Source organism: Aequorivita lipolytica, from assembly GCF_007997135.1.
GTDB classification, from domain to species: Bacteria; Bacteroidota; Bacteroidia; order Flavobacteriales; family Flavobacteriaceae; genus Aequorivita; species Aequorivita lipolytica.
The window spans coordinates 272150-287249 of record NZ_VORU01000001.1; the positions used below are offsets into that span (position 1 = coordinate 272150).

Annotated in this window: 11 protein-coding genes and 1 tRNA gene; 10 read left to right on the plus strand and 2 right to left on the minus strand. The window is 38.3% G+C overall.

Annotation, left to right across the window (positions count from 1 at the left end; genetic code table 11):
- The first annotated feature begins 62 nt into the window (after positions 1–62).
- Positions 63–1106: an NAD(P)/FAD-dependent oxidoreductase gene (locus ESV24_RS01100; protein WP_111813600.1), complete on the plus strand. Its 1044-nt coding sequence runs from the start codon at positions 63–65 to the stop codon at positions 1104–1106.
- Between the two features lie 10 nt (positions 1107–1116).
- Here the strand turns inward: ESV24_RS01100 and ESV24_RS01105 are convergent, their stop codons facing one another.
- Positions 1117–1503 (minus strand): DUF983 domain-containing protein, encoded by a 387-nt coding sequence (locus ESV24_RS01105; protein ID WP_111813602.1) that lies wholly within the window; start codon positions 1501–1503, stop codon positions 1117–1119.
- An 84-nt stretch (positions 1504–1587) separates the two neighbouring features.
- On the opposite strand from ESV24_RS01105, the gene ESV24_RS01110 reads away from it, so the two are divergent.
- The 3 genes from ESV24_RS01110 to ESV24_RS01120 all read left to right on the plus strand — a co-directional run bounded on the left by ESV24_RS01110 (position 1588) and on the right by ESV24_RS01120 (position 4177).
- Positions 1588–3498: an ABC-F family ATP-binding cassette domain-containing protein gene (locus ESV24_RS01110; protein ID WP_111813604.1), complete on the plus strand. Its 1911-nt coding sequence runs from the start codon at positions 1588–1590 to the stop codon at positions 3496–3498.
- Between the two features lie 96 nt (positions 3499–3594).
- Positions 3595–3777: a CPXCG motif-containing cysteine-rich protein gene (locus ESV24_RS01115; protein ID WP_111813606.1), complete on the plus strand. Its 183-nt coding sequence runs from the start codon at positions 3595–3597 to the stop codon at positions 3775–3777.
- A gap of 46 nt (positions 3778–3823) precedes the next feature.
- A complete protein-coding gene (locus tag ESV24_RS01120; RefSeq protein WP_160110575.1) occupies positions 3824–4177 on the plus strand; it encodes a SpoIIAA family protein in 354 nt (117 codons plus the stop codon).
- Between the two features lie 4 nt (positions 4178–4181).
- Here ESV24_RS01120 and ESV24_RS01125 read toward each other — a convergent pair whose 3' ends face one another.
- Positions 4182–5729 carry an AsmA family protein gene (locus tag ESV24_RS01125; protein ID WP_111813610.1) on the minus strand — a complete coding sequence of 516 codons (1548 nt, stop codon included), beginning with the start codon at positions 5727–5729 and terminating at the stop codon, positions 4182–4184.
- A 112-nt stretch (positions 5730–5841) separates the two neighbouring features.
- On the opposite strand from ESV24_RS01125, the gene ESV24_RS01130 reads away from it, so the two are divergent.
- The 6 genes from ESV24_RS01130 (at position 5842) to ESV24_RS01155 (ending at position 15060) form a co-directional block, all read left to right on the plus strand.
- Positions 5842–5914, plus strand: a tRNA-Met gene (locus ESV24_RS01130).
- Between the two features lie 292 nt (positions 5915–6206).
- A complete protein-coding gene (locus tag ESV24_RS01135; protein ID WP_111813612.1) occupies positions 6207–6635 on the plus strand; it encodes an HYC_CC_PP family protein in 429 nt (142 codons plus the stop codon).
- Positions 6636–6786: 151 nt separating this feature from the next.
- Positions 6787–10665 carry an efflux RND transporter permease subunit gene (locus ESV24_RS01140; protein ID WP_111813614.1) on the plus strand — a complete coding sequence of 1293 codons (3879 nt, stop codon included), beginning with the start codon at positions 6787–6789 and terminating at the stop codon, positions 10663–10665.
- A 78-nt stretch (positions 10666–10743) separates the two neighbouring features.
- On the plus strand, positions 10744–11106 hold the full coding sequence (locus ESV24_RS01145) for a four helix bundle protein (RefSeq protein WP_111813616.1): 363 nt from the start codon (positions 10744–10746) through the stop codon (positions 11104–11106).
- Between the two features lie 99 nt (positions 11107–11205).
- Positions 11206–12666, plus strand: coding sequence for a TolC family protein (locus tag ESV24_RS01150; RefSeq protein WP_235003958.1), 1461 nt, complete (start codon positions 11206–11208; stop codon positions 12664–12666).
- Between the two features lie 24 nt (positions 12667–12690).
- On the plus strand, positions 12691–15060 hold the full coding sequence (locus ESV24_RS01155; protein ID WP_111813618.1) for a multicopper oxidase domain-containing protein: 2370 nt from the start codon (positions 12691–12693) through the stop codon (positions 15058–15060).
- Positions 15061–15100 lie beyond the last annotated feature (40 nt).

Consider the following 15100-nt stretch of genomic DNA (forward strand, 5'->3'; position numbering starts at 1 on the left):
CCCACAAAATCAGATGTAAAAGGATTAAGAGTGAAATATTCTTGGGGACTTAAATTTTTAAAATGAAGAAAGCAGATTATATAGTAGTTGGCCTAGGCATTGCCGGCATTAGTATGTGCGAGCAACTTCAAAAACAAGACAGAAGCTTTGTGGTGGTAGATAACGGCACCGAAGGCGCTACCGCAAAATCTGGCGGGGTTTTTAATCCCACCGTTCTAAAACGCTTTACAGCCGCTTGGAATGCTTCCGCTTTTTTTCCTTTTGCAGTTCATTTCTACAAGCAGCTTTCGGAAAAACTAAAGGAAGATTTTTTCGTTGAAACTCCGGTTTTAAGAATTTTCAAAACTGCCGAAGAACAAAATAATTGGACGGTTGCGAGTGATAAAAAGGATTTGCAGCCATTTCTGTCTTCCGAATTTTTAAAGAATAAAAATCCAGCAATTAAAGCTCCATTGGGATTTGGAGCGGTTTTGGGAACTGCTCAAATTTCTGCCCAAAGACTGTTGGTCAGTTATAGGAGTCATTTAAAAAACTGTGACGCTTTACTTTCTGAAGATTTTAATTATGAATTGCTTCAACAGAATGAGGAAGGCGTGCGTTACGGAAATATTTCAGCAAAAAAAATCATTTTCGCCGAAGGTGCCAAAGCAATAGAAAATCCCTTTTTCCCAAAACATGCCATTATAGGCAATAAAGGAGAATATGTACTTATTAAAGCACCTAGTTTGAAATTGGACGCCCTTTTAAAAGGCTCCTTGTACGTCATTCCCGCAGGAAAGGATCAATATAGAGTGGGAGCAACCTATAGCCGCGACGATTACACTGTTACCACTACCGAAGCGGCGAAGGAAGAGATAATTTCAAAGTTGAAAACCTTTATAAATTGTCCTTTTAAAATAATTGGGCAAACCGCTGGAGTGCGACCAACAACCAAAGACCACAGGCCACTATTGGGTAGCTTGGAGGAAAATTCAAACTTGGTCTTTTTTAATGGTTTAGGATCTCGTGGGTTTTTAATGGCTCCCTTGCTTGCCGAAATACTTTTTGACGCCTTGGAAAATGAAAGACCACTTCCAAAAGAAATGCACATTCAAAGGATGTTATAATTTTCTTATTTTAAGACTTTGCTTTATTTTTATCGTAGTCCACAAAAAAGTTGATCCATATATTACGTGAAATTCTTACTATGAGTGGAAATAAAATGGCTAATGTTAAGATAATTGCTAGAAAAGAGTAATTTCTATCAAGCCCAATAAATAGAAATGAAATAATAAACGCCGCCACGGCTACTGCAACACCAACACCGTAACTTACATACATTGCCCCAAAAAAGAACGATGGTTCTATTTTGAACTTTTTCCCGCAATGGCTACAACGGTCGTACATTTTCATGAGTTGCGAAATTTTGTAAGGATTGTTTTCCAAATACATATCGCCCTCGTGACAAACAGGACAAGTGCTAGTAAAAACACTGTAGAGTTTAGAGCCTTTAAGTAATTGCATTATCGGTTTTTTTAGCACCGCAAAAATAAGCATCTTTGCAGAAATTTTGGCGGTAATTCATACTTCCTAATTTATAAATAACCAATGGTCAATATCCACAATCTTTCGGTTTCCTTTCAAGGTGACTATTTGTTCGAGAAAATAACCTTTCAACTAAAACCCGGAGATCGGGTTGGTTTGGTTGGTAAAAATGGAGCGGGCAAGTCAACTCTTCTGAAAATTATCGCGGGAGAGCAGGAGTACGATACTGGCCAGATAGCGACAGATAAGGAAATTTCAATCGGTTTCTTAAAACAGGATATAGATTTTCAAAAAGGAAGATCGGTCTTGGAAGAATCTTATGAAGCGTTCACCGAAATCAAAAAACTTGAAAAAAATCTCGAAGAAATAAACACCCAACTCGCCGAGCGCACAGACTACGAAAGCGATAGCTATCATCAATTAATGGTAGATTTAAACGATGTTCAGCATCAATATGAAATACACGGCGGGTACAATTACCAGGGCGAAACCGAACGTATTTTGCAAGGTTTGGGTTTCCAAAGAGAAGATTTTACGAAACTTACCGAAACCTTTTCCGGAGGTTGGCGAATGCGAATTGAGCTTGCAAAGCTATTGCTTCAAAATAATGACATTTTGCTGCTGGATGAGCCTACAAACCACTTGGACATTGAATCCATTCTTTGGTTGGAAGAATTTTTGAAAGGCTATACAGGCGCCGTTGTTATCGTTTCGCACGATAAAATGTTTTTGGATAACGTAACCAATCGCACGATTGAAATTTCCCTTGGGAAGATTTACGATTTCAACAAACCTTACACGCAGTATTTGGTACTTCGGAATGAATTGCGCGAACAGCAATTGGCTTCGCAAAAAAACCAACAAAAGCAGATAGAGCAGACTGAAAAGCTGATTGATAAATTCCGTGCAAAAGCTAGTAAAGCTACAATGGCGCAGTCATTAATTAAAAAGCTGGATAAAATTGATAGGATTGAGGTTGATGAGGATGACAACAGTGTGATGACGTTGCGTTTCCCTGTTTCAATCACGCCTGGAAAAGTAGTGATTGACGCGGAGAACATTTCAAAAAGTTACGGAGATAAAAAAGTTTTGACCGGAGTGGATTTAAGGGTCGATCGGGATACCAAGCTTGCGTTTGTGGGCCAAAACGGACAGGGAAAATCTACCTTGGCGAAAATCATTGTCGAGGAAATAGAGTACGGCGGCAAACTCACATTGGGCCACAATGTGCAAATTGGCTACTTTGCGCAAAACCAAGCTGATTATTTGGATGGCAGTAAAACCGTCCTCGACACAATGATTGATGCCGCAAATGAAAAAAACCGAAGCCGCGTGCGTGATATTTTGGGTTCTTTCCTTTTCCGTGGTGACGAAGTTGAAAAATACGTGCGCGTTCTAAGCGGTGGCGAAAGAAACCGTTTGGCGCTTGCAAAACTTCTGTTGCAACCCTTCAATGTTTTGGTGATGGATGAGCCTACAAACCACCTTGACATTAAGTCTAAAAACGTTTTGAAAGAAGCATTGAAAAGTTTTGAGGGAACCCTACTTTTGGTTTCCCACGACCGTGATTTTCTACAAGGTTTGACCAATAAAGTTTATGAATTCAAGGACCATCACATTAAAGAATATTTGGGTGATATTAATTATTTTCTTGAACAGCGAAATCTTCAAAATCTACGCGAAGCTGAAAAAAGAACGGTTGTTTCCGCAGTAAAGGAAAAAAGAAGCGCAGGCGAAGAATACGAAATTCAGAAAAAGCTAAAATCAGTAAAAAATAAGTTGAGCAATGTGGAATCGTCTATTGCTTCTTTGGAAAAAGAGATTGCAACTATCGACACAGAATTGCTAATCAATTACGAAGAAACCATAGCCAAACCTCACTTTTTCGACAAGTACCAAGAAAAGAAAAAGAAGCTAAAAAAGCTGATGGAAGAATGGGAGTTGCTTCAAGAAACGGTGGAATCCCTATCGTAAATTATCAGACTTTTGATATGCTTAAAAAAGAATTGGGTGAAAATATCCTTCAAAATAGCGCCAATTATTTTATTTTGAAAGCCTAAAGCCTAAGTTATGCACGAACATTTTTTTCAATGCCCGCACTGTTGGGAAGAAATATCAATGTTGCTGGATTCTTCTATACGGCAACAAAAATATATAGAAGACTGCGAGATTTGCTGTAACCCAATTGAACTTGACGTTTCCTTTCAAGATGGCGAACTTATTGGTTTTTCAGCGAACAATATTGGACAGTAAATTTAATTTTTATAAATTTATTGCGATAAACAAAGCAAAATCCCCTATGCTCTCCTCTTTCAGCCTTTCTGATAATATTATTGGATTTATAATTGACGGTCCATACAACGAAATTTCAATTGAAAAAATACAGACTCAAGTTTACGAAAAACTAGAGGTTTATGATAAAGTAAGCCTATATATTGAGGATACTGTTAATGCGGATATTTCGTTAAAAGCTGTTGTGAAAAGTTTTCCTTTTAAAATTAAAACAGCAAATCGTTTTGAAAGAGTTGCAGTAGTTACGGACCGAAAGTGGTTGCAACTATTAAGTACACTTGAAAAGCTTTTTTTTAATGCGGATCTTCGCGTTTTTACTACAGAGCAAAGGCTTCAAGCTATTCAATGGATAAGCCATTAATATTCTAAATCATTATTTTTGTTAGGGCAGCTTTTACGCTAATCCACAGAAAATTAAATATTGATTTGGTTTTATCTCTTGTTGCTTCGGCGGTTCCCTCTTTAAAGTTATCTTCTTTATTTTTGCTGTTTTTCGAAATAAAAATATTTGTGATAGCGGAAAGAAATTTATCTTCACCTTTTCCGTCTTTTCTTAGCAAAGTAACATCGAAGTTCGAGTAATTTATTTTCATATCTGTGGTAGCATTTTCGTTGTTTCCATCAATGGTGAAATAAGTTTTATTGGTTCGGCCTTCAAGTTTAACCTTCAAATTTGGTTCTGTGAAACTATTCATCTTGTCAGCAACGAGTGCTCCTACGTTTGCTTTGAAGAGAAAAGCGTCATTCTTGTTGTTAACGTCAAAGCTCCAGAACGCTGTAAATGGAGTATTATCCATAAAATCTGCCGTTATTTTTAAATTGGTTGTTTCGGGTTTCTCGTAAGTATTGCTCACATTTGAAATAGTTGCGTTAAGCTCAACAAAATTGATGGAACCGCCCATGTTTTCAGATTTTACACGCTCTTCATATTTTATCTTTCCATTAGTAATCTTTAAAGAATCCACCGTTAATTCAAAGGGTAAGTCACGAAGCATCCTGCCGTAAAGCGGTTTTATTTTAGGATCGTCCGCCACTAACTTATCACGGTAAACTTCAAGTATAGGAGCCACCAAAGAAACCATATCGCTCTTGGCGAAAAAGCGATTGCTTTCAAATCCAAAATCAATATTATCAATAGATAGGGATTGCAGTGTAAGGTCGTAATGGTCGCGCTCCTTTGTAATTAATCTTGAAAGTTCTTTTTTGGAATATTTTGTTTTTAGCGTAAGTTTCTCAAAGCGCGCATTTCGGTTTGCAATAGAAAAATCTCTTACCGTAAGATTTTCATAGGGTCCCACTTTCACAAAAACGGTATCGCTTTTTGCTTTATAAGTATCGTATTCAATTGGAATTTTCCGGATAATAGTGTTGTTGTCTATTCTTATTCCATCCAATTCTACTGAAAGTCCTTTGGTGTAAAGATTTGTAGAGTCTTTGCTTTTTTCATAAATGGCAAGCTTTGTATTGTTGATTTTTATACGGTCTATAACAATGGGTTTGTATATTGAAATAATCCCATTGCTAGGGGTATCTTTATTCTTTTCCACCCTGTCTTTGTAGTATGCTATTGTTGGGTTCTCCAGCGTAATGTTTTCGATATGTATTTCGTCATTGAATAAATAATCCCAGTAACTTATATCGGAAATTTTAAGTTTTTCAACATTTATGAAAGTGTGCTCTATATTATTATTTTTGTTTTTGATTATTAGGGAAGCGTTTGTAACCGATAATGAACCTCCGAAAGTTTCTACAGTAATATCTTCAAAAGCGCGGATCATATTATCAGGTAGCCGCTCTTGTATAAAGTTTTCAAGCTTGTTTTTCAGCACTATGTTTATCGAAATGGTTCCGATAATAAATAACGCGCCTATAGCAAGAATGGCATAAACCGAATTTTTGAAACCTTTTTCCATAACCTAAATATAAGTAAAGAATGGTTGAAAAAACAGGATGAAGTTTATTTTTGAAAAAATCAGTAAATATTTCTTTCAAACTCTAAAAACTTTGTATCTTTGCCGTCCATATCGCGGGATAGAGCAGTAGGTAGCTCGTCGGGCTCATAACCCGAAGGTCACTGGTTCGAGTCCAGTTCCCGCTACTAGAAAAAAAAGATAAGGCTTCACAGAAATGTGGAGCTTTTTTTATTTCACAAAATACAGAATAAGTAGGGGACTTTACCTTTCGCGTTCGGTTAGTTTGACCTGTTGCGACTCTAGTTTAGATTATGTCAATAGCCATATAGATTTTTTGATATTCTTGTTCAGCTTATTAAATTCTCACCGTTTTTAGGAATATATTCTTTCTTTTAATACTTACTATTAAGCCTCTTAAAGAAAAACAATAAGTTAAAAACAGAGTAAATACTATTATATTTCATAATTTCGTAGATAATGAAAAAAGTATTCCATAAAGCAATTTCTTTTTTAATGGCATTCGTAGTCCTATTTTCTACGATGTCATTTACTATAAGTTCGCATTATTGTGGAGACAGCTTGGTGGACAGTTCAATTTTTCTAAAAGCGAAAACCTGTGGAATGGAATCTGAATATCAATCCGACAACACATTAAAGAGTTCAGATTGTTCTATTACCAAAAAGAATTGCTGTAGCGAGGAAACCGAGTTTATAAAAGGGCAGGACGAGCTAAAAATAAATTTCGATAAAATTTCCTTTGACCAACAAACTTTTGTTGCTGTCTTTTTTCATACCTACATCAATCTATTTCCTTCTGTAAAAGAAGCTAGACCATCTTTAAAAGCAAATCCAGCACCACTTATAGTCAGGCAGCTCTACAAACTTGACGAGACTTATTTAATTTGATTTTTTTTTAGCGTAATTATTTTCATCTTTTTTTAAAAGGTTGAAAAGGCAGTTGTTATATGCTATATTTAAGGAACTAAAAATCTTTAATATAAAGCATCCAGCATCCAGCATCCAGCATCCAGCTTCTAACTTCAAACGTCTATAAAAAATGCTAAATAAAAGCATCAAATTTCTCATAGAAAACAAACTCGTCGCCGTTTTAATGCTCATCGTTTTTGTGGGTTTTGGAACTGTTTACGCACCTTTTAATTGGAACACGGGAATTTTGCCAAGTGACCCCGTAGCGGTCGATGCTATTCCGGATATTGGCGAAAACCAACAAATCGTATTTACGAAATGGGACGGTCGGTCACCACAGGATATTGAAGACCAAATTACTTATCCATTAACTACAAGCTTGTTGGGTATTCCTGGTGTGAAAACGATTCGTAGCTCTTCTATGTTCGGGTTTTCGAGTATCTATATCATTTTTGAAGAGGATATAGAGTTTTACTGGAGCCGAAGCCGCATCCTCGAAAAACTCAATTCCTTACCAAGTGGATTATTGCCCGAAGGCGTAAATCCTGCTTTAGGCCCAGATGCAACCGGTTTGGGACAAATATTCTGGTACACGCTTGAAGGTCGTGATAAAGATGGCAACGTTACGGGTGGTTGGGATTTACAAGAACTACGTAGCATTCAAGATTATTACGTGAAATATGCTTTGGCATCCGCAAGTGGCGTTTCGGAAGTGGCATCCATTGGTGGTTATGTAAAGGAATATCAAATTGATGTTAACCCTGAATTGATGCGGCAGTACAACATTAGCTTGGGCGCAGTGGTAAAAGCCGTAAAGGAAAGCAATAAAGACATTGGCGCACAGACGTTGGAAATCAACCAGGCAGAATATTTAGTGCGTGGCTTGGGCTATGTAAAATCTGTTGCGGATATTGAAAATGCTGTCGTAACATCTGAAAACTACACATCCATTACCATAAAAGACATCGCGAATGTTTCTTTAGGTCCTGCAGCTAGACGTGGCATTTTGGACAAAGAAGGAGCCGAAGTGGTTGGAGCTGTCGTGGTAGCAAGATATGGCGCGAATCCGATGGAGGTCATCAATAATGTGAAGGAAAAAATAAAGGAATTGAGCACAGGTTTGCCTTCCAAAATTTTGAGCGATGGTAGAACCTCACAGCTTACCATAGTTCCCTTTTACGACCGCACAGAACTCATTCAAGAAACCTTGGGTACGCTAAATGAGGCATTGACACTGGAAATACTGATTACCATTCTTGTAATTATTGTGATGGTATTCAACCTTAAAGCATCTATTCTTATATCGGGACTGTTACCCGTGGCAGTGTTGATGGTTTTTATCGCAATGAAGTTTTTTGGTGTTGATGCTAATATCGTTGCACTATCGGGAATTGCTATTGCAATTGGGACGATGGTGGACGTAGGAATTATCCTTTCGGAGAACATTATTCGGCATATTGATGAAGAAAATGAAAAGCTCGAAACTCGAAACTCGAAGCTGGAAGCTGGAAGCCAGAAGCTGGAGGTTCGAAGCCAGAAGCTGGAAGAGAGCGAATCCAGCCTCCAACTTCCAACTTCTAACTTCCAACGTCTTCCAATAAACAAAATCGTTTACAATGCCTCTGCCGAAGTTTCAGGAGCTATCGTTACGGCGGTGGCGACAACAATCATAAGTTTCATTCCGGTATTTACGATGATTGGTGCAGAAGGAAAACTTTTCCGTCCCCTGGCATTTACCAAAACATTCGCACTTACAGCATCCATTATTATAGCCTTGTTTTTGATTCCACCCTTTGCGGCGTTTTTGTTCAAAAGTAGAAATATAAGAAAAAGCACAAATTATGGGATTGGCGGTTTATTGTTGGTTGCTGGCTTTGTTGCTGTAATATTCGGGCATTGGATAGGTCTTATTTTGATCGGCTTTAGTTTTTTGGCCTTTGCGAAACTTCGTGGAAAGTGGTCTAAAGAACGCTCAAGCAAATACAGCATCTATCTTTCAGTGGCGGCTATTGTATTTCTGTTAGCGGAGTACTGGCGGCCATTGGGAGTTGATAAGAATGTTTTCTGGAATCTTATTTTCGTGAGCATTATCTGTTTTGGGCTGCTGGCAAGTTTTTCACTTTTCAAAAATTATTATTCCCGAATCCTTAAATGGGCGTTGGCAAACAGACTGTTATTTTTAACCATTCCCACAACACTTTTAATCCTTGGTTTTATCATTTATAAAAATACAGGGAAAGAATTTATGCCATCCCTCAATGAAGGCTCATTTTTGTTGATGCCCACTTCGATGCCCCACGCAGGCGTTGAAGAAAACAAACGTGTATTGCAACAATTGGATATGGCAGTGGCGAGCATTCCCGAAATTGAAACCGTAGTTGGAAAATCAGGAAGGACCGAATCCGCGCTCGACCCTGCCCCCTTATCGATGTATGAAAATATGATTCAGTATAAATCTGAATATATGTTGAATGATAAAGGCGAACGGCAACGCTATAAAGTAAACGATGACGGATTTTTTATTCGAAAAGACAGTAGTCTGGTGGCCAATCCTAATACAGATGTCAGTTCGAGCGCAGTCGAGAACTATCGAAAAAACGGCCAAAAAGTTTCAATTACCGTTAATGAATCACCTAATAAACTGATTGCCGATGATGATGGCGAGTTCTTCAGAAATTGGCGTCCGGAAATCAATTCCCCGGACGATATTTGGAATGAAATCATAAGAGTGACCAAACTTCCAGGCGTGACATCTGCCCCAAAATTGCAACCCATAGAAACCCGTTTGGTTATGTTGCAAACCGGAATGCGTGCGCCAATGGGTATAAAAGTTAAAGGGCAGGATTTAAAACAGATTGAAGCTTTTGGTCTCGAGCTTGAAAATATTTTGAAACAGGCCGAAGGCGTAAAACAGGAAGCCGTTTTCGCAGACCGCATCGTTGGAAAACCCTACCTTCTTATTGACATTAACAGGGAAAACCTGGCGCGTTACGGAGTTACCGTTGAAGAAGTTCAAAATGTACTTCAAGTTGCTGTAGGTGGAATGTCATTGACCCAGACCGTGGAAGGCAGGGAGCGTTACGGTGTTCGCATTCGTTACCCTAGGGAACTTCGTGCAGACCCTTCCGATTTGAAAAAGATTTACGTTCCTGTTGAAAAGGGCAGTCCTGTTCCGTTGAGCGAATTGGCAAGCATTCGTTACGAGCAAGGTCCGCAAGTCATCAAAAGCGAAGATACTTTTTTGGTAGGCTATGTTTTATTCGACAAATTAGATGGCTTTGCGGAAGTAAACGTGGTTGAAACCGCCCAAGCGCTTATTCAGCAAAAAATTGATAATGGCGAATTAACAGTTCCCAAAGGCATCAGCTATAAATTCACGGGAACTTATGAAAATCAATTACGTGCCGAAAAAACGCTATCGGTTATTGTTCCTTTAGCCTTGTTGGTTATCTTCTTGATTCTCTATTTCCAGTTCCGTTCGGTTTCCACAACCTTTATGGTTTTTACAGGAATTGCAGTGGCCTTTGCAGGTGGTTTCGTGATGATTTGGTTTTATGGACAAGATTGGTTTTTGAATTTCAGTTTCTTTGGCGAAAACCTGCGAGATCTTTTCAATATAAAAACCATCAATTTGAGTGTGGCAGTCTGGGTAGGTTTTATTGCCCTTTTCGGGATTGCAACGGACGATGGTGTGGTAATGGCCACCTATCTGAAACAAACATTCGATAAAAATGATCCTACAGATATACAAGAAATTCGAAAATCTACTTTGGAAGCTGCTTCAAAACGAATCCGTCCTTGTTTGATGACCACGGTCACAACCATTTTGGCGCTCTTACCAGTTTTGACTTCCACCGGAAAAGGAAGTGATATTATGATACCGATGTCCATTCCCATTTTCGGAGGAATGCTTTTGGACACAACCTCTTATTTTCTTGTACCAGTATTATATAGTTGGAAGAAGGAGCGCGCTGCGAAGAAAAAGATGAAGCTAGAAGCTGGAAACTAGAGGCTAGAGGTTAGAAGCTGGAAGCTAGAAATTAGATGCTGAATTTTGAAAAAGGAATATAAATTAAAACTCAATATTATGATTAAGACATTTACGGATTTAGATATTTATAATGATTCATATCAATTGGCAATGGAAGTTTTTTGGCTATCAAGAAAATTCCCAAAAGAGGAGGTTTATTCATTGACTTCACAAATGGTAAGGTCATCCCGGTCGGTAGCAGCGAATATTTCCGAAGGTTGGTCTAAAAGAAATTACGAGCAAATATTTAAACAGCAATTAATTACATCTTTAGGTTCAAATGGGGAAACGGAGACTTGGTTGGATTTTGCGAAGGATTGTAATTATTTGGATGAAAAAACGCATTTGGATTTAATCAATAAGAATTCTGAAATCGGCAAAAAGATTAATCGTTTGCATCAGACCTGGAAAACTTTTTAGTGATGCTGGAGGCTGGAAGCCAGAAGTTAGATACTGGAGGCTGGAAGTTAGATGCTAGATGCTAGAGGCTTGAAATTGGATAAAAAAAATATTATTATTATGACAACTCAAAGAATATTTAGAAGTTTATGTTATCTATTAAAGAATGTAGATTTTAATTTTATTACGGCTTTTCAGAGATATAGACTTGCTATTGATTTTTCGAAATACAAAACTACAGACTCTAACTTCATTGAAAGAGATAATCAATCCAGTTTCCAGCTTCTAGCATCTGGCTTCCAATTTACAAAATCTTCCAACTTCCAGCTTCCAGCTTCCAGCTTCAATTGTTCTAACTTCCAACTTCTAGCTTCTAGCCTCATCCTATTCCTAATATTCAGTATTTCAGCCCAATCTCAAAACTTACAAACCTACATAGACGAAGCCATTTCCAACAGTCCGGAAATTCAAAAATTTCAGTTGCGATATGATATTTCTTCTGAAAAGGTCAACGAAGCCAATTGGATTCCCAATACCGAAGTGAGCGCAGGGTATTTTGTGAGTGAACCTGAAACACGTGTGGGAGCGCAACGCGCCCGGTTTTCTGTAAAACAAATGTTGCCTTGGTTTGGCACTATCACTGCAAGGGAAAATTATGCATCTTCAATGGCTGATGCCGATTACGTGGAAGTTACGATTGCAAAACGCAAGCTTGCACTTTCAGTATCCCAATTCTACTATCAACTTTATGAAATAAGGGCAAAACAGCTTGTACTTGACCAAAACATTGAGCTGCTTCAAACTTATGAACGCCTTGCGCTCACTTCCGTGGAAGTGGGTAAGGCATCTGCGGTGGACGTATTGCGATTACAGATTAGACAAAATGAACTGCAACAGGAAAAAGAAGTGCTAACCCAACAGTCAAAGGGCATTCAGGCGGCTATGAACAGTTTATTGAACCGCAATTATGATAAGGATATTACGGTAGTTGACAGTTTAGATATGCCGATGGAAGATATGCAACTATCATTTGATTCACTTTCGCTAAATCCAGAATTGCTGAAATATGACAAGCTTTATGAATCTGTAACACAATCTGAATTGCTCAATCTGCGTGAAGCCCAGCCTATGTTTGGTTTCGGGTTGGATTACATTCCCGTTTCTGAACGAACGGATATGAATATGATAGATAACGGTAAAGACATTGTAATGCCGATGTTTTCAATCACAATTCCCATTTTCAATAATCGCTATAAATCCATTACAAAACAGAATGATTTACGCCAACAGGAGATCCAATCCCAAAAAGATGAACGGTTAAATATGTTGGAGTCAGATTTGGCCAGAACCATATCACAGCGTAACCAAGCACGGATAAAATTCAACACCCAACAGAAAAATCTTGAACAGGCCGAGCAAGCCGAAGAAATATTAATCAAAAATTATGAAACGGGGACTATTGATTTCAATGATGTGTTGGACATTCAGGAATTGCAATTGAAATTTCAACTTCAGCAAATCGAAGCCTTGAAAAATTATTATGTGCAGTCCGCTGTCATCAATTATTTAACCAACTCATAGGTTGATTTAAAAAAATTATCAAAAATGAAAAAGATAAAATACATATCACTGCTTATTATAATGGGATGCCAAACCATTTTTGGTCAAAACATTTATGAGCAGTCCCAGGAAGGAAACAATGAAAATCTACCAGTTCACGAATACACATTGACCATCAAGGAAGAAATGGTAAATAAAGCTGGAAAGGAAGTAAAAGGAATGACCGTAAACGGCACTATTCCAGGTCCGATCTTGGAATTTACGGAAGGAGAATATGCGGTTATTTATGTAAAAAATGAAATGAGCGTAGAAACATCTGTCCATTGGCACGGAATTTTGCTGCCCAATTTTCAGGATGGTGTTCCCTATTTAACCACGCCCCCCATTCGCCCCGGAGAAACCTTTAAATATGAATTTCCAATAAAACAGGCAGGCACCTATTGGTATCATTCACATACAATGTTGCAGGAACAAAGTGGTGTTTTTGGTTCTCTTGTTATAAACCCCAAAGAAAAAAACTTGGATTATGACAAAGATTTGGTGTTGATGCTTTCAGACTGGACAAATGAAAAACCAATGAATGTATTACGAAACCTGAAACGTGGCAACGAGTGGTACGGAATGAAAAAAGGAACGTCCACACCTTTAAACCAAGTAATTGCCCGTGGCGCATTTGATGCACAGCTCGACTTTTGGAGACAACGAATGGAAGGTGCTGACATAGCAGATATTTATTACCCAGCCTTTTTGGTAAATGGACAACAACAGCCAGAATATCGCAGTTTTAAAGCAGGAGAAAAAGTGAGGTTGCGAATCATAAATGGTTCGGCATCTACCCAATTCTGGATGACTTTTGGTGGAGAAATGCCCACATTGGTTTCTGCCGATGGACTCAATGTTGAACCTGTACAAAAGAACAAAACGTTTATTGCTGTTGCGGAAACCTATGATTTTATAGTTACTATTCCACAAAATGGTAAGATTGAGTTCAGGGCAATGGCACAGGACGGTTCTGGTACTGCCACTGCATTTATTGGAAACGGCAAAGTGCTTCCCGCGGAAGTAGTTGCCAAACCCGATAAAATAAAAATGATGCAGCAAATGGCAAAAATGAAGATGAAGATGGGTGCACACGCCTTAAAATTCCAACCAAAAAAAGATGAACGTTTTGAAATGAAAGAGGAATACGGAATGAATATGGGCGAAATGAAAATGAATCACGAAGAGAATAAAATGGATATGCCAAAAGATTCAACGATGAATGAAAAGATGGACCATTCAAAAATGGATCATTCAAAGATGAATATGGATATGCCCAAAGATTCAAAAATGAAGATGGATGATATGAAAATGGAACATTCTGAAATGAAAGGTATGCAGATGGACAGTATGGAAGGAATGGATATGTTTTCAGAATATAATTACGATTACTTGAAGTCGCCTGAAAAAACAACCTATGACAAAACTATTCCGGTTAAGGAAATCTTACTGAACCTCACTGGTAATATGAATCGCTATATCTGGAGTATGAACGGAGTGCCACTTTCGGAAACCGACCAGATTAAAATAAACCATAAAGAGGTCACGCGAATAACGTTGAACAATCTCACGATGATGCACCACCCAATGCACTTGCACGGACACTTTTTTAGGGTTATTAACAAGAACGGCGAATATTCGCCATTGAAACATACCGTTAATGTGCCACCGATGCAGGAAGTTACGATTGAATTTTATGGGAACGAGTATGGCGATTGGTTCTTTCATTGCCACGTTCTGTACCATATGATGAGCGGTATGGCAAGGGTTTTCAGTTATGACACACCGCGGGACGACCGTTTAAAAGGTTACCCCATAAGCGGTTTGATTACCGAAGCTGATAAATATTATACCTGGGCTATGGTAGATGTTGCATCGCATATGGCCGAGCTGAATTTTACAACTTCCAACATTCGTAATCAGTTCAATGTAATGGCAGAATACGGATGGAACAAAAACCTTGAAGCCGAAGTAACCTACGAACGCTATCTGCACGATTATTTGAGGGTCTTTGGTGGTGTTAACATTGAAAACGAACTGGAAGATAGTTTGGATGAGCTTTCAACCACGGCAATTGCAGGAGTTCGATTTTTAACACCATACCTCTTTAATCTTGATGTACGCATAGATAGCAAATTGCGGCCGCAAATCAGTTTAAGTCGCGAAATCTTGATTTTCCCACGAACAGCCATTTTCGGAAGTTATGAATATCAAGCAGATTTCGGATGGGTGAATGACCTTCCTGCGGGAGATAATTTCGCAAACGAAGTCACCTGGAATGCAGGTGTCGAATATTTTTTATCACGAAACTTTTCATTGATGGCAAGCTACGATAACCGTTTTGGTGCTGGTGGCGGACTATCAATAAGATTCTAATAAATAAACAATAAGTATTAATTTAAATTTAAATCAAAAT

Coding starts and splice junctions, on each gene's coding strand:
- ESV24_RS01100 (WP_111813600.1), top strand. CDS start 63: ATGAAGAAAGCAGATTATATAGTAGTTGGCCTAGGCATTGCCGGCATT.
- ESV24_RS01105 (WP_111813602.1), bottom strand. CDS start 1,503: ATGCAATTACTTAAAGGCTCTAAACTCTACAGTGTTTTTACTAGCACT.
- ESV24_RS01110 (WP_111813604.1), top strand. CDS start 1,588: ATGGTCAATATCCACAATCTTTCGGTTTCCTTTCAAGGTGACTATTTG.
- ESV24_RS01115 (WP_111813606.1), top strand. CDS start 3,595: ATGCACGAACATTTTTTTCAATGCCCGCACTGTTGGGAAGAAATATCA.
- ESV24_RS01120 (WP_160110575.1), top strand. CDS start 3,824: ATGCTCTCCTCTTTCAGCCTTTCTGATAATATTATTGGATTTATAATT.
- ESV24_RS01125 (WP_111813610.1), bottom strand. CDS start 5,729: ATGGAAAAAGGTTTCAAAAATTCGGTTTATGCCATTCTTGCTATAGGC.
- ESV24_RS01135 (WP_111813612.1), top strand. CDS start 6,207: ATGAAAAAAGTATTCCATAAAGCAATTTCTTTTTTAATGGCATTCGTA.
- ESV24_RS01140 (WP_111813614.1), top strand. CDS start 6,787: ATGCTAAATAAAAGCATCAAATTTCTCATAGAAAACAAACTCGTCGCC.
- ESV24_RS01145 (WP_111813616.1), top strand. CDS start 10,744: ATGATTAAGACATTTACGGATTTAGATATTTATAATGATTCATATCAA.
- ESV24_RS01150 (WP_235003958.1), top strand. CDS start 11,206: ATGACAACTCAAAGAATATTTAGAAGTTTATGTTATCTATTAAAGAAT.
- ESV24_RS01155 (WP_111813618.1), top strand. CDS start 12,691: ATGAAAAAGATAAAATACATATCACTGCTTATTATAATGGGATGCCAA.